The following is a 23,984-nucleotide window of genomic DNA, read 5'->3' as shown; positions in this document are numbered from 1 at the left end:
GTAGCGAAGGAAAGACATATGAGAGGAGCCGTAGCTGTGGAGGGAAATAAGAGGAGAATCTCCATTAAGACATCCGGCAATAAGAATAACCCAGACAAGGAAAAGGAGAATAAGGCTTTTCCTGAAGTTAATCCTGAGTATCTAACAGCAGATCCGCGTAATCCCGAGGATATTCCGCTGGAAGAAAAAATGAATACGATGTACCGTTTGACCTTTGAGTGGGCTCATATTTTGGAAAAATCCCGAATTTATCAATATACGGATCTGCTATATTCACCTTGGCGGTTGATTTGGAGAAATATTTTATTTGGAGCAGCTCGGGGAGTTGGGATTGCACTGGGTTTTACTTTTTTTGCGGCAACGATTATTTATATCCTTCAGGGACTAGGCGCGCTCAATCTACCGATCATTGGTGATTATATTGCGGATATTGTGCGGATCGTACAACGTCAGCTAGAGTTCAAATAGTCATCGAAACGTTAAGATTAAAAACAGCGAACCATTCCTCAAAACTGGAACAGTACGCTGTTTAAATGTTTTTGTATAGGGGACATTTGTGTTTAGTCTTCGTCGAGAGGATCAAGACTATGGGTTGCCTCGTCACTGTCCAAATAACGCTGGTAGCTCCGTCCCGGCACTACAATTAGATTGTTGCCCGTGATATCAGTGGCGATAAAGTTCTCCCAAGGCTCTACGCAGCCTTCCAGCTCATCGGCTTCAATCTCCATATCATTATAAGAATCAATATTGTTGCCCTCCGCCATGGCGGGAGAATTCGAGGTACCCCAGCTTTCCACAATCTGCCAGGCATCCTCGCCGTCAAAACCGTTTTGATCGTCGCGCTCATCCAGACTGGTGCGTCCAAAAGGTGGAGATAACAGCTCCTCTTCTACTGGTCGAGTGAAAGGTGCGTTTTGCCGCGGGTTGTGCTCTTTACAATAAAGTGTGGAAGGGATGGCAGATAAACGTTCAAAAGGGATCGGCTCACCACTAGCCTTGCATATCCCATAGGTGCCATTATCCATAGCAGATAAAGCAGCTTCAATATCGTCCAGCTCATGCTCGTCCCGCTCTAACAGTGAAATGTCCATGGAGCGATTATACAAATCGGTGGCTGCATCTCCTGGATGGTTGTCATTCTCGGAAAGTTCTCCGGAGCCATCCCGCATGGATTCATCTAAGCCGTAATGTTCATTATTCTGAAGCCTGTGCTGAATCGTATCCCGATCTTTTTCCAATCGTGCGCGTAGCTCTGAGAGCTGCTGTACTGTCAGGTGCGTCATAATGAGAAAGCTCCTTTCTGTACCTTTTATAAGAATCATTCCGACTTGCCGGATAACACCGGATGGTTCTTCTGTTAGGTTGACCGGAGAGCAGGGATTTTAGCGCTGGAAAATAGTCCCCAAGATTGAACTTAGCGGATGTCCCGCAATAGACGATTCTTTAAGGGCTGTGCTACAATATACAAGTCTTTAAACAGTATTCGTACCGCATTTAGCGGGAAAAATAAGAACGGAGTGACAACTTCTGTGGTGTACTATTTGATTGCTCTTATTGTATTTTTGGTGGATCAAGGGACAAAGTATCTCATTGCTACACGTCTGGAGATCGGAGAACAGATTTCTGTTATCGGAGATTTTTTCCTGATTACCTCTCATCGCAATCGCGGGGCTGCTTTTGGGATTCTCGAAGGTCAGCAATGGTTCTTCTTTCTAGTTACGGTTGTAGTGGTTAGTGGTATCGTTTGGTATTTGAACAAGACTAGACACTCGCGGAAGCTGTTATCTGTTGCCCTAGGGCTTGTACTGGGTGGAGCTATCGGTAACTTCCTGGACCGGATAATCAATGGTGAGGTTGTTGATTTCCTTCTGTTCAATTTTGGGAGCTATAGCTTCCCGATTTTTAACGTGGCGGATTCTTGTATTGTCATTGGGGTTGGATTGATTCTTCTGGATTCTTTTCGTGACCTTAAGAACGGCGAAGAAATTACGGAAATAAAAGAAGTGAAAGAAGCAAAGGAAGTAAGAGAAGGGAATGAATGATTTGAATAAAGACGTCAATCACCAAGCGGCATCTACGAGCGAAGAAGAGAGGGACGTCACGGAATGGACCGTTTCGGCAGAGAACGCGCGGGAGCGAATCGATAAATATATTACGGAATCATGGGAAGAAGAAATTTCCCGTTCTCAGGTGCAGCTGTGGATCAGCGGCGGTAACGTTACGGTTAATGGCAAGCCAGTGAAAGCCAACTATAAGTTATCGGAAGGCGACGTGGTTAGCATTGTTGTCCCTGAAGCAGAAGTAACGGATTTGATCGCGGAGAACATTCCTCTTGAAGTTGTATATGAAGACAGCGATGTCATTGTGATTAATAAACCCCGGGGCATGGTTGTGCACCCAGCTGCGGGACATCCGTCAGGCACCTTAGTAAATGCGCTGATGTATCACTGTAAGGATCTGTCCGGCATTAACGGTGAGATTCGTCCAGGTATTGTCCATCGGATCGATAAGGATACCTCTGGTCTTATCATGGTGGCTAAGAATGATGCCAGTCATGCCTCGCTTGCCGCACAGCTTAAAGAGCATAGTGTTACGCGCCGATATATTGCAGTCGTACACGGCAACTTGTCGCATGATAAGGGAACTGTTGACGCACCGATTGGCAGAGATCCACATGATCGCAAGCTATACACAGTAACCGAAAAGAACAGCAAGAAATCCGTAACCCATTTTACAGTAATGGAACGTTTCGGAGATTGTACACTGCTGGAGCTGCAGCTGGAGACTGGCCGCACGCATCAAATCAGGGTACATATGAAGTTCATTGGCCATCCACTTGTAGGTGATCCGATATATGGACGCAGCAAGGGCACTACGATGAATGGACAAGCGTTGCATGCGGCGGTGCTTGGATTTGTTCATCCTACCACAGGTGAATATAAAGAATTCAGCAGACCTATTCCAGAGGATATGGAAGAAGTGCTGTTCACACTACGCAGCAGATAAGTACAAATGAAGTGATAATTAGTCTATGGTATTGAACACTACTTTACGGCATATTTAAAAACATAAGGATAAAGAAAGGGTAATGCCTTATTCTTTATCCTTATTTTTATAATGAAACGGATATCCGGAAACATACGCCATCCAAGGGACGGCGAAGCCGTTTCTTTTAAAAGTAGAATAGATATTCAGGAGATGAGATGACAGTATGAGTATTGAACAATACCAAGATAGCTTCATTCAGACTAATTTTGCAGACCGCATCGGCGGTGCCAATTATGGCAAAGACACTTCGATTTATAAATTCGAGAAAATCAAACGTGCTAAAGCATCCGCAAAACAGGATTTTCCTAACATTGAACTAATTGATATGGGCGTAGGCGAGCCGGATGAGATGGCTGATGCGGGTATCGTAGCAAAGCTTGCTGAAGAAGCAGCGAAGGAAGAAAACCGAGGATATGCGGACAATGGAATTGCCGAATTCAAGACTGCTGCTGCTGAATATTTGCGGGAAGTTTTCCGGGTGGAAGGAATTGATCCAGACACGGAGGTAGTTCACTCCATCGGATCGAAGCCTGCGCTGGCTATGTTGCCATCTTGTTTCATCAATCCAGGTGATATCACGATTATGACCGTGCCGGGTTATCCAGTCTTGGGTACACATACTAAATATTTGGGTGGACAAGTATTTACAGTGGAGCTGAAGAAGGAGAACAAATTCCTTCCAGATCTGAATGAAATTCCGGAAGACATTGCTCGTAAAGCTAAGCTTCTTTATCTAAACTATCCAAACAATCCAACGGGCGCTAGTGCCACTCCTGAGTTTTTTGCTGAGGTCGTTGCATGGGCGAAAAAATACGATGTAGTGGTTATTCATGACGCACCTTATGCTGCCTTGACCTATGACGGTTTGAAGCCACTTAGCTTCCTCTCCGTTCCAGGTGCAAAGGATGTGGGTGTAGAGCTGCATTCTCTTTCTAAGTCTTACAATATGACGGGCTGGAGAATTGGTTTTGTGGCTGGTAATCCGCTAGTGGTTAAAGCCTTCAGCGATGTGAAGGATAACAACGATTCCGGCCAATTTATCGCGATTCAAAAAGCAGCGGCTTATGGTCTTGCTCATCCGGAGATTACTGAAGCGATAGCGGATAAATACTCCCGTCGTCACAACCTGCTGGTTGATGCACTGAACAGTCTCGGCTTTAAAGCTGAGAAGCCAAAAGGTTCCTTCTTCCTGTATGTCGCTGCACCTAAGGGAATCAAAGACGGCCGTCGCTTTGAATCCGGTGAAGATTTCTCCCAATTCCTCATTCGTGAGAAGCTGATCTCCACTGTGCCTTGGGATGATGCAGGTCCGTTTGTTCGTTTCTCCGTTACCTTTATTGCTAAAGGTGAAGAGGAAGAGAGACGTGTCATCTCTGAAATTCAAAGACGTCTTAGCGATGTGGAATTTGAGTTTTAAGCATTGTTATTGAAATTAATGAGGCTGTCCCAAAAGTAGTGAATTCTACTTGGGGGCAGCTTCTTTTTTATGGAATAGGAAATGTTGTTGATGTTACTGTGCCGTATGACTATATGCCACGTGTTGTGTATTGTAGTGCATTTTAGTGTAGTGTTCTGTTATTCGGGTGGGTGGTGGTTGACTGCAATATTTGATTTTCGTACAGCTTGCAGTAGATGATTTGTGGTAGCTGTGACGGTGGAATTTGTGCAGTGGACTTTCTGCGGTGGGCTTGTGTGGTGAGCGATATGCGTTCTGTGTTTGTGCGAAGTAAAGAGTGGGTTTTAAACTAATTAGGGAAAAACTCCCTGAAATTAGCCGATCTTCGCTCTAAATGTACGAAATCAGGGAAAAACTCCCTAATAATTAGGTGGTTTTCTATATTAATCACTGAATCGGCCAACAATTAGGGAAGTTATCCCTAATAACAAGTCTGATGAACAGAAATCACTGAATTTCAGGGAGAAATTCCTTAATTACTATATAAGTACCTCACCGATTGCATCATTTTCAGCATTACTAGGTGCGCCTTTTAATCATTTGGACATTAAGTAGTGTTAAGAACATAAACGAGGCTGTCCAAAAAGCGATGAAAGGCTATTTGGGACCAGCCTCGTTTTTTATGCAGATATACTGAGTACCGCCTCCCCCTTGTTGTTAATAGAAGTAAGGAAGAGAAGTGCAAAAGTTTAGGCAGAGAAAGTTGACATGAGGGGGTTGTTCTGTCATAATTCTTGTTAAATGAATAGCGCCTTTAATTCAGTCCTGTGAGGCTGGCAAGGTAACGTGAATCGAGGTTCGCGACTCTTAGAAAGGTATCCGTGTGTAAATACGGAACTGTCTTTTTATGCGCGCGGCCGTCATCTTCCTCATCTGCGGATTTCACTCCTTGCCTGTTATAGGCAAGGAGTTTTTTGATTTCCGGGAACTTGAATAGGCGAACAAGCTGGAGGGTGACAAGATTATGGTTACTGAGAAAAATGTCATTATGGATGAAACGGCGATCCGCCGGGCCTTATCGCGTATTGCTCATGAGATTTTGGAGAAGAACAAAGGTATCGAGAATTGTCTGCTGGTCGGCATTCGGACACGAGGTGTGTATCTGGCACAGCGTATCGCTGAGCGCATCAAGGAGATTGAAGGCGTCGAGATTCCATACGGTGAGCTGGATATCACACATTACCGGGATGACCGTGAAGTGGAAGGCAGTGAAGCAGTAGTGAAGAGCAACGTCGTTATTACTTCAGGAAGTGCTGGCATCCATGATCAGAAAGTCATTTTGTTCGATGATGTACTTTACACCGGACGCACCATCCGCGCGGCGATGGACGCTTTGATGGATTGCGGACGCCCACGAATGATTCAACTGGCAGTACTGGCTGACCGCGGACACCGCGAGCTGCCGATCCGGCCGGACTACATCGGTAAGAATGTACCTACCTCAAAGCACGAGCAGATTGAAGTGGCGCTGAAGGAATACGACGGCAAAGATGAGGTCTACATTATTTCAAACCGGGAGGAACGATAACATCATGACACTTACCAAGGTAAAGGAACGTAGTCTGCTGGGAATCAAAGAGCTTGACCGGTCGGAAATTATCCAACTGCTTGACAGAACAGCATTTTGGGACAATCAAAGTGAAAAGCTAACGCCCATCTTGAACTCCCATTTTATTTCTAACATGTTTTTTGAGAACAGCACACGCACACGCTTCTCTTTCGAGATGGCAGAGAAACGACTAGGTGCGCAAGTACTTAATTTTACGGCTGCAGCTTCTAGTGTAGAAAAAGGGGAGTCGATCTACGATACAGTGCGCACACTGGAATCGATGGGGATCGATGCCGGAGTTGTGCGTTTGAAGCCTGCAGGTGTGCTGCAGCAGTTAGCTGAGAAGGTGTCCATACCGCTTATCAATGCGGGCGACGGCAACAATGAACATCCTACGCAGGCGCTGCTTGATTTATACACCATGACCAAAACCTTTGGGGAACTAAAGGGTCTGACAGTCTCCATCATTGGGGACATTATGCATAGCCGCGTAGCGCGCTCTAATCTCTGGGGGCTTACGAAAATGGGAGCCAAGGTGCAGTTCTGCGCACCGGATAATATGAAGGCTCCTGAGCTTATGGAGTATGCGCCTTACGTAACTATGGAAGAAGCTCTTAAAGCGGATGTAGTAATGATGCTTCGAGTACAGCTTGAGCGCCATACTTCCGGCATTAAGCTGTCTGCTGAAGATTACCGTAGCCACTATGGTCTAACAGAAGAGCGGGCAGCTAAGCTGGCCAAAGACACAATCATTATGCATCCAGCTCCGGTTAACCGGAATCTAGAGATTGATGATGCAGTAGTTGAGTGCAGTCAATCGCGGATTTTCCCGCAAATGTCTAATGGCGTACCGGTCCGGATGGCGGTTCTCGAAAGAGCTTTACTATAAGCTTACAGAATGCTAACGTATAGAGACTAATAAATATACACAAAGATGAATTTTTATTATATAATAACGAGAGGGCCCGCAGCTGTGATCTGAGGGTAAAGGTAGAATCATGACAGTGATTATTAGAAACGCCAGCGTATTGAATAAGGAAGGCTTGCTTGAGCGCAAACACATCGAACTTCAGGAGGGTGTGATCTCGGCTATAATCGACGGAAATGAAGCTATCGGAGAAGCCACGGAGATCATTGATGCTGAAGGTAAGCTGCTCATTCCGGGACTCATTGATATGCATGTGCACTTGCGTGAACCGGGATTTGAACACAAGGAAACAGTGGAAACCGGAAGTCGCTCAGCTGCTAAAGGCGGATTTACAACCATTGCATGTATGCCAAATACTCGTCCGGTGACAGATAGCCCGGAGATCGTGCAATTTGTGAAAGACAAGGCGCGTGAAGCAGGACTAGTTAAAGTGCTTCCTTATGCAGCCATTACAAAAAATGAGCTCGGACGTGAGTTGACGGATTTTGCGGCGCTCAAAGAAGCTGGAGCTATTGGTTATACAGACGACGGTGTGGGCGTACAAAGTGCTCAAATGATGAAAGATGCAATGAACATCGCAGCATCGCTCGATATGCCAGTCATTGCCCACTGCGAAGATAATTCGCTGGTTGAAGGCTGCTGTGTAGCTGAAGGTGAGTTCGCTAAGAAGCATGGCCTCAAAGGAATTCCGAATGAGTCAGAAGCGATCCATGTTGGACGCGATATTTTGCTGGCAGAAGCGACAGGCGTTCATTACCATGTATGCCATGTCAGTACTGAACAGTCGGTGCGGCTGATTCGCCAAGCAAAAGAGATCGGCATTAAAGTAACTGCTGAGGTATGTCCGCATCACTTGCTTCTTGCTGAAGACGATATTCCAGGCCTGGATGCCAATTGGAAAATGAACCCGCCGCTGCGCTCCCGCCGCGATGTTGAGGCGTGTATCGAAGGGTTGCTTGATGGCACACTAGATATGATTGTTACAGATCATGCGCCACATAGTGAAGAAGAGAAGGCGAAGGGAATGCAGCTGGCACCTTTTGGTATCGTTGGATTCGAGACAGCTTTCCCACTCTTATACACAGCGTTTGTAGAAACCGGAAAATGGGATTTATCCTTACTAGTACAAAGAATGACTGCCGATCCTGCACGGGTATTCAGATTGAACACCGGGGTTATGGAGATCGGAGCTCCTGCAGATTTGACACTGATCGATCTGGAGCAGGAAAAAGAAGTAGATCCAAGTTCCTTCGCAAGCAAAGGACGTAACACTCCTTTTGGCGGCTGGAAGCTTAAGGGTTGGCCAGTAAAAACTTGGGTGGACGGCAAAGCCGTATGGACTGAGAAAAACTAGCGGACTGGTGAGGCGAAATTGCTGATCTTTACAGATCAGCAATTTGAACGCGTACACTCCGGAAGGCATGCAAGGCATACGTATCAGACTACAGAACATGAAGGAGTGGAAGGGAATGCAGGCGAGATTGCTGCTTCAAGACGGAACTTTATTTACAGGTACCGCATTTGGCGCTGAAGGTGAAAAGACAGGCGAGGTTGTTTTTAACACAGGAATTACAGGATATCAAGAGGTGCTGTCTGACCCTTCATATTGCGGACAAATCGTTACCATGACGTACCCATTGATCGGGAACTACGGGATTACGCGGGATGATTTCGAATCTGTTCGACCTTTCGTACACGGTTTTGTAGTGCGTCGTCATGAAGAGGTTCCAAGTAACTGGCGCGCAGAATACAGTGTGGACGACCTGCTGAAAGAATATGATATTCCTGGAATCAGCGAGATTGATACCCGGATGTTGACGCGGATTATTCGCCACTACGGAACAATGAAGGCGATCCTGACTACCTCTAACAAACGTGTTGAGGAATTGATGGAAATGATGGGCGACACCTCAATTGAAGAATTGCGCAATCAGGTAGCTCGCACATCTACTCCAAGCATGTACAATAGCCCAGGAACTAAAGAGCGCATCGTCTTGGTAGATTACGGCGCGAAGGCTGGCATCTTGCGCGAGTTGAACAATCGCGGTTGTGATGTTGTAGTTGTACCTCATGACGTAACCGCTGATGAGATTCGTCGCCTCAATCCAGATGGTATCCAGCTGTCCAACGGCCCTGGGGACCCGAAAGACGTCCCACACGCAGTGAAGACGATCTCGGAATTGCTTGGTGAATACCCAATTTTCGGCATCTGCTTAGGTCACCAGCTGTTTGCACTGGCTTGTGGCGCGGATACAGAGAAACTGAAATTCGGGCACCGTGGAGGTAACCATCCGGTTAAAGAATTGGAGAGCGGACGTTGCTTCATTACTTCTCAGAACCATGGCTACACAGTGAATGAAGATTCTGTGAAGAGCACGGATCTAGAAGTTACTCACATTAATAATAATGATAAGACCGTTGAAGGACTTAAACATACCCGTTACCCTGCATTTTCAGTACAGTACCATCCAGAAGCAGCACCGGGACCTCATGACAGCAGCTATTTATTCGATCGTTTCTTACAGATGATCGCTGATCATAAAGCTAACACACCTGTAAGCTCGCGCCAGGCGCAGCTTGCGGCAAACGCCAGAATCACGGCGCCAAAACCTACAGTAAAACAGCTTGAAGCCGTGAAAGGAGCTCTATAACATGCCTAAGAATGAAAAGCTTAAAAAAATATTAGTAATTGGTTCTGGACCGATTGTTATCGGGCAAGCCGCAGAATTTGACTATGCCGGAACTCAGGCCTGTCAGGCCCTGAAAGAAGAAGGCGTGGAAGTTGTACTGATCAACAGTAACCCGGCGACTATTATGACTGACACCAATATGGCTGATAAAGTTTATATCGAGCCGATTACCCTTGAATTCGTAACTGGTATCATCCGCCAGGAGCGCCCAGATGGCTTGTTGCCAACTTTGGGAGGACAGACAGGTCTTAATATGGCTGTAGAATTGGCTCGTGCAGGAGTACTAGAACAAGAGAATGTTAAGCTTCTAGGTACCCAGCTTGAATCCATTGAAAAAGCAGAGGATCGCGATTTGTTCCGCGATTTGATGCGCGAACTGGAACAGCCTGTACCAGAGAGCACTATTATTACCACAGTAGATGAAGCGATGAAATTCGCTGAGGAAATTGGTTTCCCACTGATTGTACGCCCAGCCTATACGCTTGGCGGCACCGGCGGCGGGATCTGCGACAACGAAGAAGAGCTGCTTGAGACTGTCAAAGCAGGTATTCGTTATAGCCCAATCGGACAATGTTTGGTGGAGAAAAGTATTGCCGGCATGAAGGAAGTTGAATACGAGGTTATGCGTGATGCGAATGACAACTGTATCGTTGTCTGCAACATGGAGAACTTCGACCCGGTAGGTGTGCATACGGGTGATAGTATCGTTGTGGCACCTAGCCAAACGTTATCCGATCGTGAATATCAAATGCTGCGCAGCGCTTCACTCAAAATCATTCGTGCGCTGAATATCGAGGGTGGCTGCAACGTGCAGTTCGCACTGGATCCGCAAAGCTATCAATATTATGTAATCGAAGTAAATCCACGTGTCAGCCGCTCTTCGGCTTTGGCTTCGAAAGCAACCGGTTATCCGATTGCCAAAATGGCTGCCAAAATCGCGCTTGGTTACACACTCGATGAAATCGTCAATCCAGTTACTGGACAGACCTATGCTTGCTTCGAGCCTACACTTGACTATATCGTAAGCAAAATCCCACGCTGGCCGTTCGACAAATTCATTCATGCGAACCGTAAGCTGGGCACACAAATGAAAGCAACTGGAGAAGTTATGGCCATCGGTCGTACCTTTGAAGAGTCCATTCATAAAGCAATTCGTTCCCTGGAAATCGGTGTACACCGTTTCCGTCTGCCGGGCGCTGAGGATCTGGAAGAAAGCGTCCTGCGTGAACGTCTGGCAAAACCTGATGATGAGCGGTTGTTCTTGATCGCTGAAGCTTTCCGCCGCGGATTTGGCTTGCAAGAGATTCAAGACATTACTAACGTAGACTGGTGGTTCCTGTCCAAAATCGAGGGACTGATCAACTTTGAAGAGGTCATCCGTGGGGATGAAAGCTTATCAGAAGAAACCTTGTATCAAGCTAAACGCAGAGGTTTTACAGACCGTGCGATTGCTGAGATACGTGCAGAAGGACAAGCGAACGGTAAATACAGCAAAGAAGCTGATGTACGCGCGCTTCGTTTAGAGCGAGGATTAACGCCTGTATTCAAAATGGTAGATACCTGTGCAGCTGAGTTCGAAGCTTCTACACCTTACTACTACTCTACTTATGAGACTGAAAATGAGGTCATTCATTCCGATAAACAAAAGGTTATCGTGCTTGGATCGGGTCCAATCCGGATCGGCCAAGGGATTGAGTTCGATTACTCCACTGTGCATGCAGTGTGGGCGATTCAGAAGGCAGGTTATGAAGCGGTTATTATCAATAATAACCCTGAGACTGTATCTACGGATTTTAATACTTCGGACCGGTTGTATTTCGAACCGTTATTCTTTGAAGATGTAATGAACGTAATTGCGCAAGAGAATCCGATTGGGGTTATCGTACAGTTCGGAGGCCAAACAGCCATTAACCTTGCTGCACCACTAAGTGCGGCTGGCGTTAAGATTCTCGGAACTAGCCTAGACAGTATTGACGAAGCTGAAGACCGGAAGAAATTCGAAGCTTTGTTGGCTCGTCTGGATATTGCCCAACCAAAAGGGAAGACGGTTATCAACGTAGATCAAGCAGTAGAAACTGCACAATCGCTTGGATATCCGGTGCTGGTACGTCCTTCCTATGTACTGGGTGGACGCGCAATGGAAATTGTATATAATGATGCGGAATTGCTTAGCTACATGGTAGAAGCGGTTAAGGTAAATCCGGAGCATCCGGTATTGATTGACCGTTACATGTTAGGTAAAGAGGTTGAGGTAGACGCAATTTGTGACGGTGAGACGGTAGTTATTCCAGGGATCATGGAGCATGTTGAGCGTGCAGGCGTTCACTCCGGTGACTCCATCGCTGTATATCCTCCGCAATATCTGGATGAAGGTCTGAAAGCAAAAATTGCTGAGATCACAATCAAGATTGCTAAGGAACTGAAAACGATTGGTCTGGTCAACATCCAGTTCGTTATCTATCAGAATGAAGTGTACGTAATTGAAGTAAATCCACGTTCATCGCGTACGGTTCCATTCTTGAGTAAAGTAACTGGAATTCCAATGGCGCATCTGGCAACCAAAATCATTCTCGGCGGCAAGCTGAAAGATGACGGTTATACAGAAGGTCTATGGCCGGAAAGTGATTATGTATCGGTTAAAGTGCCGGTGTTCTCTTTTGCCAAGCTGCGTAGAGTAGAACCAACGCTCGGACCTGAAATGAAATCGACGGGTGAGGTTATGGGCCGCGATAAATTGTATGCAAAAGCTTTGTATAAAGGTCTAATCGGAGCAGGAATGAAAATTCCAGCAACCGGCGCTATCATCGTTACAGTGGCAGATAAAGATAAAGCAGAAGCTGTAGAGCTTATGAAAGGCTTCCACTCGCTGGGTTACAAGATCATTGCTACCGGAGGCACCGCTCAAGCGCTTGAAGAAGCAGGTCTCAACGTAATGAACGTAAACAAGCTGGATGAAGGTGCGCCGAACATTCTCGACTTGATTCGTGGTGGGCAAGCCAACTTCGTCTTTAATACACTGACTAAAGGGAAAACACCAGAGCGTGATGGATTCCGTATCCGTCGTGAAGCGGTTGAGAATGGTGTCGTATGTATGACATCACTCGATACAGTAACGGCACTGCTCAGAATGCTGCAGACGATCAATTTCTCGTCACAGTCCATGCCTGCTTTTGTCGGTCAATTAAACTAATCTCATAAAGATGTATAGGGCGGTTTGCGTTTACGCAGACCGTTCCGCTATGCCTAGGGGCTAATAAATGAAGAGTGTGGATTTAAGTCTGCACTGGATGGGAGAACGGTTATGGGACAGGGAGATGCGAAGTGGAATGAAATGGCGAATCGCTTGATGATCGCCTTGGATTACCCTGATGTTGCAGGGGCAAGAACCTTGATTGACAAGCTGGAAGGGATTCCTTGTTATATGAAAGTGGGAATGCAGCTCTTTTATGCAGCGGGACCGGAATTCATTAATGAACTGAAATCTCGGGGGTATTCTGTATTTGCAGATGTCAAAATGCATGATATTCCTAACACGGTAAAAGGCGGGGCAGAAAGCCTTACGAACCTCGGTGTGGATATGTTTAACGTACATGCCGCAGGAGGCTCAGCGATGATGGCTGCAGCCCGGGAAGGCGCTGCTTCAGTAGTTAATGCGAATGCTTCGCTTAAAATGCCTTTGATTATCGCAGTTACACAGCTGACCAGCACGAGCCAAGAAGTGATGAATAACGAAATTGGAATCGCAGGAGAAGTAGAAGATACTGTGGTCAGATACGCTAAGCTGGCAGCCGCTGCAGGTCTGGATGGGGTAGTGGCTTCACCGCAAGAGTCTTCAGCGATCGCAGAGGCTTGTGGGCCCGCATTTTGTACAGTTACACCTGGTATCCGGCCAGCAGGTGCATCCCTAGGTGACCAGTCCCGGGTGATGACGCCGGGCAAAGCGATTCAGCAAGGCAGCCACTTTCTGGTGGTGGGCCGTCCTGTTACAACTGCGGCTGATCCACGTCAAGCAGCACTAAATATTATTGAGGAGATGACCCTAGCATGAGTACATTAAATAGAAGTGAACAAGTAGCAAGTTATCTGCTTACGATAGGAGCAGTGGCACTGCGTCCGCAGGAGCCTTTTACCTGGACCTCTGGTATTAAATCCCCGATCTATTGCGATAACCGTCTGACTATGGCTTACCCAGAGGTACGTAACTATATTGCTGATGCCTTCGCTGAGCTTATTAAAAACCAGTATCCAGACGCAGAGGTGATCGCAGGTACAGCAACCGCAGGCATTCCTCACGCAGCTTGGGTAGCTGATAAACTTAATCTGCCAATGGCTTATATCCGCGATAAAGCTAAAGGTCACGGCAAGCAGAATCAGATCGAAGGACTGATTAAGCCGGGGCAAAAGGTAGTCGTTATCGAAGACCTGATCTCCACTGGCGGAAGCTCCATCAAAGCAGCTCAAGCTGTGCAAGAAGCAGGCGCAGAAGCGTTGGCTGTATTGGCAATCTTCAGCTACGAGCTGGACCGTGCGGTGGAGGCTTTTGCCGCAGCTGAAATGCCATTACAAAGCTTATCCAACTACAGCACATTGATTGATGTGGCTCTTACACAAGGCAAGATCGCAGCTACAGATGTGGAACTGCTGAAATCTTGGAGAAAAGATCCTTCCGCATTTGGCGTTTAAACTAAATATCTGATTATAGTTTGGACGGGCCTCTCACTTTTTGGTGGGAGGTTTTTCTTTTTAACTACATTGAGTGTAATAAAAAGGAAAAGCTTAAAGCACACTCTGCTGTATAGGTGCATGAAGTACGTTGTTATTTATTGCAGAAAGATACAATGATCCAGCCGCGGCAGGTGTAAACTCTGACGCTCTGGAATACTATACTCTGCCCCGGTGATTCCATCGTGCTGTCGTCACACACGCCGAATAGTTGCAGTTTGTGCACTTAAACTAACCTTCCTTAGAGGATCTGGCGATATAGTTGCATTTTGTGCAATTATATCACCCAGATATCCGCCGAAAGCACCTAATAACGTTTTTTAACTGCACATAGTGCAATTAAAAGGAGAAGCACAACACACTCCGCTGTAATAGTTGCACAAAGTGCAATTATCCTGTCGTAGAAGAGGCGATTTGTGCCGGTCACAGGAAAGGTGCAGGTTAGTTAGTAGGTTAGTTAGTAGGGAAGACGAATGCTGTATTGGTAAAAGGAAACGTAGAGTGGAGAGTAGGGTTTTGGTGTTTGGATTTACATTTACATTTACATTCACGTTGTGACACTTGGCTGACCTGCGCTCTGTCGTTCTGGTATATTGCGTTCTGACACTCTGGATTCTGAAACTCTGCTGCTATGCGCTAACGCTCTACGCTTTGAACACTCTGATACTCTGCTGCTATGCGCTAACGCTCTGCGCTCTGAACGCTCTGCGCTCTGAACGCTCTGCGCTCTGAACGCTCTGCGCTCTGAACGCTCTGACACTCTGGAATACTATACTCTGCCCCGGTGATTCCATTGCGCTGTCGTCTCAAACGCAGAATAGTTGCAGTTTGTGCACTTAAACTAACCTTCCTTAGAGGATCTGGCGATATAGTTGCACTTTGTGCAATTATATCACCCAGAAATCTGCCGAAAGCTCCTAATAACGTTTTTTAACTGCACATAGTGCAATTAAAGGAGAAGCACAACACACTCAGCTGTAATAGTTGCACAAAGTGCAATTATCCTGCCGCAGAAGGGGCTATTTGTGCCGGTCACATGAAATGTAGTAGGTTAGTTAGTAGGTTAGTTAGTAGGGAAGGCGAATGCTGTACTGGTAAAAGGAAAAGTAGAGTGGAGAGTAGGGTTTTGGTGTTTGCATTCACATTTCACATCTACATTTACATTCACGTTCTGACACTTGGCTGACCTGCGTTCTGTCGCTCTGGTATATTGCGCTCTGACACTCGGGATTCTGAAACTCTGCTGTTATGCGCTAACGCTCTATGCTCTGGCTCTGAACACTCTGATACTCTGATACTCTGACACTCTGGAATACTATACTCTGCCCCGGTGATTCCATTGCGCTGTCGTCTCAAACGCCGAATAGTTGTAGTTTCTGCACTTAAACTAACCTTCCTTAGAGGATCTGGCGATATAGTTGCACTTTGTGCAATTAAATCAGCCAGAAATCCGCTGAAAGCACCTAATAACGTTTTTTAACTGCACATAGTGCAATTAAAAGGAGAAGCACAACACACTCAGCTGTAATAGTTGCACAAAGTGCAATTATCCTGTCGCAGAAGGGCATTTCAGTATCCTCAGGGAACTCGCGGAACGTTTTTTATAGAAATAATATGAAGAAATCGTAGCATAACTTTAAACAGCCTGTAACTTCCCCTCCTGAATAAAGCTATATACTGTTACTAGAATTATGGGTAATTATTCATAAGGTGGATGGATTGAGTATTTTATGGGAGGGTTCAAGAATGAATCATATAAATAATAATAGAAGGCTATGGCGGCGCTGGTTAAGCTTTGGAATATGTGCAGCACTCCTATTGCCTTTAATTTCTGAAAGCAGGCATACAGCTTGGGCGGAGGCTTCTAAGCCATCTACAGAACAGCGCGTGTTACGTATTGGCAGCCTCTGGTCTGGAGAGGACGATTCTTCTTTTCGTCAGCAGTTTACAGATATGTATGAATTGCAGCATCCTGAAATCAAACTTGAGATTATTCCAGCCATCAATATGAATGAGCTTCGTTTTGACAGCACCTATCCAGAGGTTAACCCAGATAATCTGGAGAATATCCGAGATATTATGGGCGGTGCAGAGCCAGTTGATGTAATCGTCGGTGATAGTACATTGGTGAAGAGTTTGGTGGAACATAATCTGGTGCAACCGCTGGAGCCGCTTATCGCACGAGATCAATATGATTTAAGCAATATGGCGCCTACGATGCTAAGTGGAGTTCGTGAGCTGGGTGGAGGAAGTCTTTACGCGTTAGCGCCGACTTTTATGTCGAGTGCGTTATATTTTAACAAAGGTATTTTTGATGCTGCTGGTGTAGGTTATCCGACAGATGGGATGACTTGGGATGAAGTGTTCGCGCTGGCCGAAAAGGTGACCAAGAAATCGACAAATAAAGATAAGCGTATATATGGCTTTTCGATGAACCGTTATATGAGCGATCCTTTCTGGGATATGCAGACCTATGTCTCACCGCTGGAGCTTGCTATGTATGACAACAAGGGACATAAGATGGAGGTAAACCAAACACAGTGGAGTCAAGCTTGGACGACCTACAGCCAATTGGTGAAAAAGCAAATTACACCTGGGTTAAACGGTATGGATTTTATAGAAACAGAACGGAGTACCTATAGTCCTGTCCAAGGGGATCTCTTCCTTACCGGAAAAGCTGCAATGGTAATTGGAGAATACGATTATCTTAATGAGCTTGCAGGTGTGAGCCGCAATGCAGCAAAAATTAAAAATTATAATCCTGTCGATTGGGGTTTCGTTACCGTACCTACTTTTAAGGAGAAACCAGGAGTGGCTGTAGGTACTTGGGTAGGTAATATGATGGCTATCAACACTATGGCTGCTAATAAGGAAGATGCGTGGGATTTGATCAAATTCGTCAACAGTAATGAAGTAGCTAAAATTAAAGCCCATACCCGCGGGGAACTAACTTCCCGTAAGGATTACATTACCACGAAAGTACCTTCAGTAAATCTGGAGTCCTTCTATACGCTTAAACCATTACCAGCCAATGATCCTTTGATGAACGTCCTACAAACACAGAAGCCTGGAATTAGCCGTATTAACGATGTTGGGCGTCAACTGTTCACAGAAGTTTATCAGGGCAAGAGAACGGTCGAGAGTGCACTTAAAGCTTGGGAGAAGCAAGGGAATACGATGCTGGGTACGCTCGAAAAAGATCCCACATATTATTTTGACTCCATAGGGGATTGAGTTTTGGAATATGTAGAAGCCACCGGATTTCCGGTGGCTTATTTTGTGGAACTTGGGCATGATAAGTTCAGAGCAGCGTAAGATTAATTTGCGAAAAGGAGAAGAGGGCATCATGAATTGGATATACTTCGCGAAACTGTTCAGAACGAGATTTCAAGCAGGCTGTTTGGCAAAAAGACTGGAGCAAGATGGCTGGATTTATGGCTATCATGACCCAAGTTTTGTGGAGATTTATCGATCCCGCAAAGGAAGATATGGGGTTAGATTTTTGCCTTGAGAACTTTTACAAATTCATCCTTGACGTAGACCCATTTTGTACTGTATATTATTTATTGTCGCTGTTTGAATATTATTTCTGACGCGGGGTGGAGCAGCCCGGTAGCTCGTCGGGCTCATAACCCGAAGGTCGCAGGTTCAAATCCTGCCCCCGCAACCAATTTTATTACAACAGCAATTGTACATTCGGATATTTTTAGATCCGGGCCCTTAGCTCAGTTGGTTAGAGCGGTCGGCTCATAACCGATTGGTCGGGGGTTCGAGTCCCTCAGGGCCCACTTATCAAAAACCCTTACCTTGTAAGGGTTTTTTGCTGTCTATAGGCTCCTTGTAAGTAGAAGTGGAAGAGTTGGAAAAGCGACAAAATAGAAAATGATCACATTTTGGTCACGGCGTTGTTAGATCCACTGGTTTTATCATAGATCATCTGGAAAACGGTAAAAAGTATGTATTCTGTGGAACTGCCCTACTCTTGTAGAGGAAAGGGGACAGTCATGACATATAGACTATTAAGTAGCAAGCACCATACGCCGTAGATTTTGATTGAATTAAAAGCATGTCCAATACGCTGAAATTGATGATTTCTTTGAAAAGGTTAATGCTGAATTTTGATAAGAAGCAATAGAGGATGCCGCATATTCGCTCGGCATCCTTTATTGCAAGTAGATATACTAACTTAACAGCCTTTTAATTTATCATCAGAAGTTGATTAATAGCTTATTGATTATCACCAAACCAGATGTTCTCTGTACCGGTCCGCGTGTCTGTCCATACGCTCACTAGACGGCCTGTTTGAGGGACGATGGCATTACCGATGTAGTCCCCAATTAGGGGGATGCCGGTGACGTCAAAGGAAGTTGTTGTTATCCGGGTGTTTGTATACGTCATACCGCCATCTCTAGATGTTGCTAGATAAACATCAAGGTTGAGGGGGTTGACTCGATTAGTGTAATAGGTAACGAATATTGCACCATCCGCAGGGGATACGGTGATGGCTGGGAAAAAGTTTTGGGAGCCCACAGGACTACCTGTAATGGATATTGGTGCCCCCCAATCCACACCAAAATTAGTGGAGATAGCAAGAAAAATATCAGAATAACCTTCTCGAAAATCTTGCCATACAGCATAGACATTCCCTCGCGTCGTCGGTGCATTAGAAATATCTGCTGCGAGGGAAGGGTATGTCAGACATCTAAATGTATATCCCGGCAATGGATCTGGTGGGACTACAACGCTGGCGACCATGGTTTCAGGAGTAAAAGTGACCCCACCGTCTGAGGATGTGCGAATTTTAAGATCAGTATTACCGGGAGGCTGATTGATCCATCCCACGATAACAATCCCATTTAATGTAATTGCTATACCGGGGAATTCTTCGAATTCTTCGACCGAAGACAGCAGGGAGGGACTGGAATAGGTACTACCGTTATCTAGGGAACGATTGAAGAATATCGTATTTCCCGGTATGAATTGTGTGTTGTAATCATGCGTATAACCAGTATATACATTTCCAAAAAAAGGACTTGATCCAGCTTTGTCGGTGACAACGACCACCTGATCATCATTTACAAACTGCCCAAACCCTTGATTCACGATGACTGGCGGTCCGAATGAAGAGGCATTGTCGGCAGATGTATAGGAGACGATCGACCCGCTGAGACCGTCTGAATCGAAGGCGTGGGCTAATACTACGAAAGTGGTCGGGAAAATATAATCAATATGTGGTGCTTCGATGCCTGCAAATCCTGTCGGTAACGGCAATAACGTTGTTGTCCAAGTGGCACCTGCGTCAATAGATTTGTATAAACCTATATTAGGAGGGCCTAATCGAAGATCTACAGCTACGGCAACCATAACTGAAGGATTAAGCCAATTTACCGCGATGGTGGGCTCAAACTGAACGCTTGCGCTCGGTGAAAGTTGAATATTAACCATGCAAAGCTCCTTTCGTCATAGAGTTTTTTGGTACTTACGGGTTCAGCTGAGCTATGAAAGTAAGTTCGGATTGCAGCACTCTTTGATGGGGGATGACGTTTCCTGACGAATCCGTTCCGAACACCGTGATAATCGTGTCTGCCGGTGCGTTTCCAGTTACGAGAAATTGGACTTCATAAGCTGAATTGCCTGCGATATTAAAACTGAGAAACTGGCTGGTGTTAGCATTAACATTTAATGAGTTGGAGTAGACTAAACCTTTACTAACCAAGGTATTCCATACGTAAACGTGATAGACTACGTTAGATGAAAAACTAAGGTTGTCATTATCGATATTAATGACCACGTTGGATGCTGGGGTAGTCCCTGTGTTCGTAATAATGCCTGTTGTTGTTGCCATGAGCTTCACCTCTTTATTAGTTTGCTATATATATATGAATTGAGATTCATTGTGTTTGGACAAGGGAATCAGAAAAATCGCGGAAATGATACTGAGGGGTCTTATTAGGTGGGGAAATACATATAAAATTTCAGCATGATCTGAAGGTAACTTGATTATAAGTTGAACAGCAATAGACGATTTTTACGTGCTACTATGAGGGTGTAGAAAACAGGTTAGAGTCGCACGACCGAAGCAATGGCGATTTACCGGGGCGTAACTCTTGGATGGGATTTCGGGATTTGGTGTCTTACGTTTGGAATGAAAAAGCCGCTGAACGTGGAGTAACTATTCGCTATCCGCAGGAGAATTTTAAGAATTTTGAATAGAAGGTCTGACATTCATTTTAAATAAATGTTATAATTATAATATCAGTGTGTAGAGATATTGGTCTTTTTTATTGGGCCAAAAATATATGTCTCATGATACGTCTGCCATCTGAAATATTATTCACGGAGATGACAAACATGCATGGAGACACAAGACTGCCCAGAAACGGAAAAGAAGGTATATTATTTTTACTCATTATTTCAATCATTTCAGTTAACACTATTGCCCCTATTATTGTGGGGTTGGAACGCGGCTTCAGTAAGGAAGTGTATATAGATACACTAAAGGTTATTCCGTTTATGTGGATGATCGTAGTTTTATCCGTTAGATTAGTTGCAGGTCCGATTGTCGGGAAAGTGATGCCGAAATTCATGGGACAAACCGATGGATTTAATGCAAGGATTCTGTTGAATACTTTATTAAATGTCACAGTGTTATCTATTTTACTATCAATTATCGGCACATGGGTTGGGACAAAACAAATAAGCCTGGATCCACTTAAAAACTTTCTTCACATCTGGCCGAGAAACTTTGGAATAGCATTTTGGATTGAACTGTTGGTTGCGCAGCCGATAGCAAGATTTGCAATGAAAACATTACACGCAAGACAGGATCGAAAATCGGAAAGTGTAAATGCGTAACTAGCTAGAATTTTGTAGACGAATAAGAAAAAAAGGAGCGTCCATGGTGGGCGTTCCTTTTTTGTAGCAATCGGAAGTACCGAGAGGGACCCCTGTGTTCCTTTGAAATTTGATTCGATAACAATTACGTGAACGAGGCTGCTCCTATCGGACACAGCTGACCCTTAAAGCGGTTTTTTTCCACATTTGCAATTCTAACGGACTCCATAGTCGCTAATGGCATAAAAAGTACCGCATTTGAGCCTCTTTCTGGGCATTAGCGTCCATGGAGTCCGAAACCATGCTCTTAAGGCTGAAAATCAGCAAATAGCGACATCTGGGTCCGATAGCTCGAGGTGGAGAAGGTTAGTTCGTTAGCTCGTTAGTGCCGTGCTCCTCACAGATTTAGTTGCAGAATTTACAGCGAGAATCGTCCTTTAAAGTAATAACAGTAGTCTCACCTCTACAACCAGCATATCTAGTATGCGAGTTCATAAACCATACAGTAAAGCACAAAACGGCACTGCTCCAAACCATGAAATGGTTTTGAAGCAGTGCCGTTTTTGTTAGCAGCCAGCTAAATTGTCCAATGGAGAGCAGGGCGACCGAAACGAGGTACTCAATTACTTCCGATCGCAGTCCTAGTCGCAGTCCCGATCGCAGTCCCGATCGCAGTCCCAGTCGCAGTCCCGATCGCAGTCCTGACCGCCGTCCCAACCGCCGTCCCTGGGTTTCCACCAACATCCTTAAAGTTTCATACTGTCCCACAGCTGCTGGAATGCCCCGGATTCGACCTCGAAGAATGCCGGTGCTTGACCGTAGCGTACAAGTCCTTGACCGAACAGCGTCAGCTCTACTCGGGCGTTGTCTTCCAGCTGCAAATAGATGATCTTACGGTCTTCGCTGTCGTAGATGCCTTGCTCGATCAGCGGCTCTGCTGCCAGCGGTTTAGCAGCTTGGAGGGCTGTCAGGAAGCCATCAAGCGCCTCGCCATTGGCAAGTGGCGCCTGCTGCTGGAGGCCGTTGTTCCAGCTGTTGAAGCTTTCCCATTGTGCAGAAGTAACTCGGCCTTCAAGATTCAGCTTGCCGAACAGGTCGGCGCCGCTGTTTATGGTGATGCCGTTGGTGTGCTCATACAGTTCGGCGAATACCTCGCCGTTGATTTCCGAATAGGACATAATCAGAAAGCTGGAGTCATAGCCCTTCACGGAATAGAGATCCGTTTCGCCGATGTTCGAGGCTAACTCAATATATTCGTCGCTACCGCTCCATTCGTTGATGCCGCCTGTAGTGCGTCCCAACTTATCACCGCGCAGAGCAGCAGCATCGGCAGCGTCAATGCGAGTCGCTGACTGTGTATAAATATTATTTTTATACACGACCAAGGCGATCATATCTGCCTTCACGCCAGACTCCTTATCTGGCAGTTTCAGCTTGGGAATGACAATGCTGCCGGATGTAGCTGTGCCTGAATTGCCAGCATTGCTTGCTCCCGGAGTTACCTGGGCAACCTGCCCTGGGGAGCTCTGACTGTTCAACTGCTGCCATATACTAGGCCCAGCCAGACCGATTCCTGCGGCGAGCACGACACTTGCTGCGATATAAACGGTTTTGCGCGGACGCTTCCGCTCCTGCCGCTGCTCTATTTTATTGAACAATTCTTTTTTCATCTCTTCACCTGGTTTCATCGAATCCACCGCTTTCTTATATGTTGTTCGAAACTGATCTTCCTTCACTGTGGTTCCGCTCCTTCCAGCTCCAGTTTTAACAGTTGCCGTCCCCGCTGAAGTCTCATCTTCACGGCAGACTGACTAATCTGCAGAATCTTGCTGATCTCCTGGATGGGATAGTCCTCGTAATAATAAAGATGGATTACGGTTTTATACTTCATGGGCATCGCCATAACTAACTGCAGCAGAGCCCAATCCTCGGGGCTGTCTGCCGCAATTGGCTCAGCGCTCTCCAGCTTAACCTCGCGCTTGCGCCAGCCTCTGCCCAGTAGTGTTTTACAATGGTTGGTGATTACCCGGATCAGCCATGCCTTCTGATGTTCGGCATCTTTGAACTCCGGCGCTTTTTCTATTAGCTTGATGAAGGTATCCTGAGTGGCTTCTTCGGCATCTTGCCGGCTGCCTAGATGGACCAAAGCGATCCGGAACAGCATATCTGCGTAGATTTCGTAACTCTTCATCACATGATTTCCCGGCCGGGTCATGGATCGCTGCATGATACTGTGCCCCCCCCCTTTACCTATAACACCATTTAGGACGGCATTAGGTCACATTTTGTTCCTGAGAAAATTCCTTTGTGTTTGAGCGTAAAGAATACCTATTCATAAATTATCTCCAGAGGCTTACGGACTCAGAAGTCGTTATTTGCATATTTATAGGCTTTTGAGCAGGTTCGCGGACTCCAGTGACGCTATTCCTTAAAAAGGAGGTCTTATATGGTGTTTTTCATGCCAATAAAGGCTATGGGGTCCGCTACACTTTGAAATGGAGGGTTATACCGCGCATAAGATCAACTGTGTCCGATAGCTGCTAAGAACCACGCCAATGTTATCTGTAGTCAGTGGATCTAATGTATAAAAAGGGGCTTCGTTACAAGTTTCAAGTTGCTTATCCATACTCTCTTTAATCAAGTGCATCGGCACATGTCCTGAACCCTCTACCATCACCTGTCTACGCAAACGATGTTTACCTATTTAGAGCAGGGAAGATCAAAAAAACACGGTTGCCCAAGCAGCCAAGTGCTGAC

At 45.7% G+C, this 23,984-nt stretch carries 19 protein-coding genes, 2 tRNA genes and 1 pseudogene; 16 read left to right on the top strand and 6 right to left on the bottom strand.

Annotated features, from left to right (window positions below):
* Positions 1-171 precede the first annotated feature (171 nt).
* Complete coding sequence (locus tag NST94_RS22430) at positions 172-468, top strand: DUF5665 domain-containing protein (protein ID WP_051491300.1); 297 nt, start codon at positions 172-174, stop codon at positions 466-468.
* 92 nt (positions 469-560) lie between these two features.
* Here the strand turns inward: NST94_RS22430 and NST94_RS22425 are convergent, their stop codons facing one another.
* Positions 561-1,283 carry a TraR/DksA C4-type zinc finger protein gene (locus NST94_RS22425; RefSeq protein ID WP_076098553.1) on the bottom strand — a complete coding sequence of 241 codons (723 nt, stop codon included), beginning with the start codon at positions 1,281-1,283 and terminating at the stop codon, positions 561-563.
* Positions 1,284-1,529: 246 nt separating this feature from the next.
* Between NST94_RS22425 and lspA the strand changes: the two genes are divergently transcribed.
* The 14 genes from lspA (at position 1,530) to NST94_RS22355 (ending at position 18,181) form a co-directional block, all read left to right on the top strand.
* Positions 1,530-2,042, top strand: coding sequence for a signal peptidase II (gene lspA, locus NST94_RS22420; protein WP_036683603.1), 513 nt, complete (start codon positions 1,530-1,532; stop codon positions 2,040-2,042).
* A complete protein-coding gene (locus NST94_RS22415; RefSeq protein ID WP_076128826.1) occupies positions 2,035-3,006 on the top strand; it encodes an RluA family pseudouridine synthase in 972 nt (323 codons plus the stop codon). Before lspA ends, NST94_RS22415 begins: the two co-directional genes overlap by 8 nt.
* A gap of 205 nt (positions 3,007-3,211) precedes the next feature.
* Positions 3,212-4,465 carry an LL-diaminopimelate aminotransferase gene (locus NST94_RS22410; protein ID WP_076098555.1) on the top strand — a complete coding sequence of 418 codons (1,254 nt, stop codon included), beginning with the start codon at positions 3,212-3,214 and terminating at the stop codon, positions 4,463-4,465.
* A gap of 1,003 nt (positions 4,466-5,468) precedes the next feature.
* The gene (pyrR, locus tag NST94_RS22405; RefSeq protein ID WP_036683379.1) at positions 5,469-6,032 is read left to right on the top strand and encodes a bifunctional pyr operon transcriptional regulator/uracil phosphoribosyltransferase PyrR; all 564 of its coding nucleotides are present in this window, start codon (positions 5,469-5,471) and stop codon (positions 6,030-6,032) included.
* 4 nt (positions 6,033-6,036) lie between these two features.
* Positions 6,037-6,942, top strand: a complete 906-nt coding sequence (locus NST94_RS22400; protein ID WP_036683376.1) for an aspartate carbamoyltransferase catalytic subunit — start codon at positions 6,037-6,039, stop codon at positions 6,940-6,942.
* A 109-nt stretch (positions 6,943-7,051) separates the two neighbouring features.
* Positions 7,052-8,335: a dihydroorotase gene (locus NST94_RS22395; RefSeq protein ID WP_076128828.1), complete on the top strand. Its 1,284-nt coding sequence runs from the start codon at positions 7,052-7,054 to the stop codon at positions 8,333-8,335.
* 115 nt (positions 8,336-8,450) lie between these two features.
* Positions 8,451-9,632: a glutamine-hydrolyzing carbamoyl-phosphate synthase small subunit gene (gene carA, locus NST94_RS22390; RefSeq protein ID WP_051491286.1), complete on the top strand. Its 1,182-nt coding sequence runs from the start codon at positions 8,451-8,453 to the stop codon at positions 9,630-9,632.
* Between the two features lies 1 nt (position 9,633).
* On the top strand, positions 9,634-12,861 hold the full coding sequence (carB, locus tag NST94_RS22385; protein ID WP_076128830.1) for a carbamoyl-phosphate synthase large subunit: 3,228 nt from the start codon (positions 9,634-9,636) through the stop codon (positions 12,859-12,861).
* A gap of 111 nt (positions 12,862-12,972) precedes the next feature.
* A complete protein-coding gene (gene pyrF, locus NST94_RS22380; protein WP_339281313.1) occupies positions 12,973-13,719 on the top strand; it encodes an orotidine-5'-phosphate decarboxylase in 747 nt (248 codons plus the stop codon).
* Positions 13,716-14,354 carry an orotate phosphoribosyltransferase gene (gene pyrE / locus NST94_RS22375; protein ID WP_280753434.1) on the top strand — a complete coding sequence of 213 codons (639 nt, stop codon included), beginning with the start codon at positions 13,716-13,718 and terminating at the stop codon, positions 14,352-14,354. The genes pyrF and pyrE overlap by 4 nt, the downstream gene beginning before the upstream one ends.
* 1,785 nt (positions 14,355-16,139) lie before the next feature.
* Positions 16,140-17,627: an extracellular solute-binding protein gene (locus tag NST94_RS22370; protein WP_076128836.1), complete on the top strand. Its 1,488-nt coding sequence runs from the start codon at positions 16,140-16,142 to the stop codon at positions 17,625-17,627.
* Positions 17,628-17,739: 112 nt separating this feature from the next.
* Positions 17,740-17,904 carry a hypothetical protein gene (locus tag NST94_RS22365; RefSeq protein WP_167347621.1) on the top strand — a complete coding sequence of 55 codons (165 nt, stop codon included), beginning with the start codon at positions 17,740-17,742 and terminating at the stop codon, positions 17,902-17,904.
* Positions 17,905-17,986: 82 nt separating this feature from the next.
* A tRNA-Met gene (locus NST94_RS22360) sits at positions 17,987-18,063 on the top strand.
* A gap of 44 nt (positions 18,064-18,107) precedes the next feature.
* Positions 18,108-18,181: transfer RNA gene (locus NST94_RS22355), tRNA-Ile, on the top strand.
* A gap of 439 nt (positions 18,182-18,620) precedes the next feature.
* On the opposite strand, the gene NST94_RS22350 is transcribed toward NST94_RS22355, so the two are convergent.
* Both NST94_RS22350 and NST94_RS22345 read right to left on the bottom strand, forming a co-directional pair.
* Positions 18,621-19,757: a sialidase family protein gene (locus NST94_RS22350; protein WP_256717195.1), complete on the bottom strand. Its 1,137-nt coding sequence runs from the start codon at positions 19,755-19,757 to the stop codon at positions 18,621-18,623.
* Positions 19,758-19,872: 115 nt separating this feature from the next.
* Positions 19,873-20,238: a hypothetical protein gene (locus NST94_RS22345; protein ID WP_042191062.1), complete on the bottom strand. Its 366-nt coding sequence runs from the start codon at positions 20,236-20,238 to the stop codon at positions 19,873-19,875.
* A 506-nt stretch (positions 20,239-20,744) separates the two neighbouring features.
* Here NST94_RS22345 and NST94_RS22340 point away from each other — a divergent pair.
* Positions 20,745-21,248 (top strand): hypothetical protein, encoded by a 504-nt coding sequence (locus tag NST94_RS22340; RefSeq protein WP_076192030.1) that lies wholly within the window; start codon positions 20,745-20,747, stop codon positions 21,246-21,248.
* A 725-nt stretch (positions 21,249-21,973) separates the two neighbouring features.
* Here the strand turns inward: NST94_RS22340 and NST94_RS22335 are convergent.
* The 3 genes and pseudogenes from NST94_RS22335 to NST94_RS22325 all read right to left on the bottom strand — a co-directional run.
* Complete coding sequence (locus NST94_RS22335) at positions 21,974-22,963, bottom strand: hypothetical protein (protein ID WP_339281312.1); 990 nt, start codon at positions 22,961-22,963, stop codon at positions 21,974-21,976.
* Positions 22,960-23,454, bottom strand: coding sequence for a sigma-70 family RNA polymerase sigma factor (locus NST94_RS22330; RefSeq protein WP_076220021.1), 495 nt, complete (start codon positions 23,452-23,454; stop codon positions 22,960-22,962). The genes NST94_RS22335 and NST94_RS22330 overlap by 4 nt, the downstream gene beginning before the upstream one ends.
* Before the next feature lie 333 nt (positions 23,455-23,787).
* Positions 23,788-23,925, bottom strand: a pseudogene (locus NST94_RS22325) (phosphomethylpyrimidine synthase ThiC); the annotation flags it as partial.
* Positions 23,926-23,984 lie beyond the last annotated feature (59 nt).

It is taken from the genome of Paenibacillus sp. FSL H8-0282 (genome assembly GCF_037963825.1).
GTDB classification, from domain to species: Bacteria; Bacillota; Bacilli; order Paenibacillales; family Paenibacillaceae; genus Paenibacillus_AQ; species Paenibacillus_AQ odorifer.
Note: the sequence above shows the minus strand (reverse complement) of the source record. Positions and strands in the feature narration are given on the sequence as shown.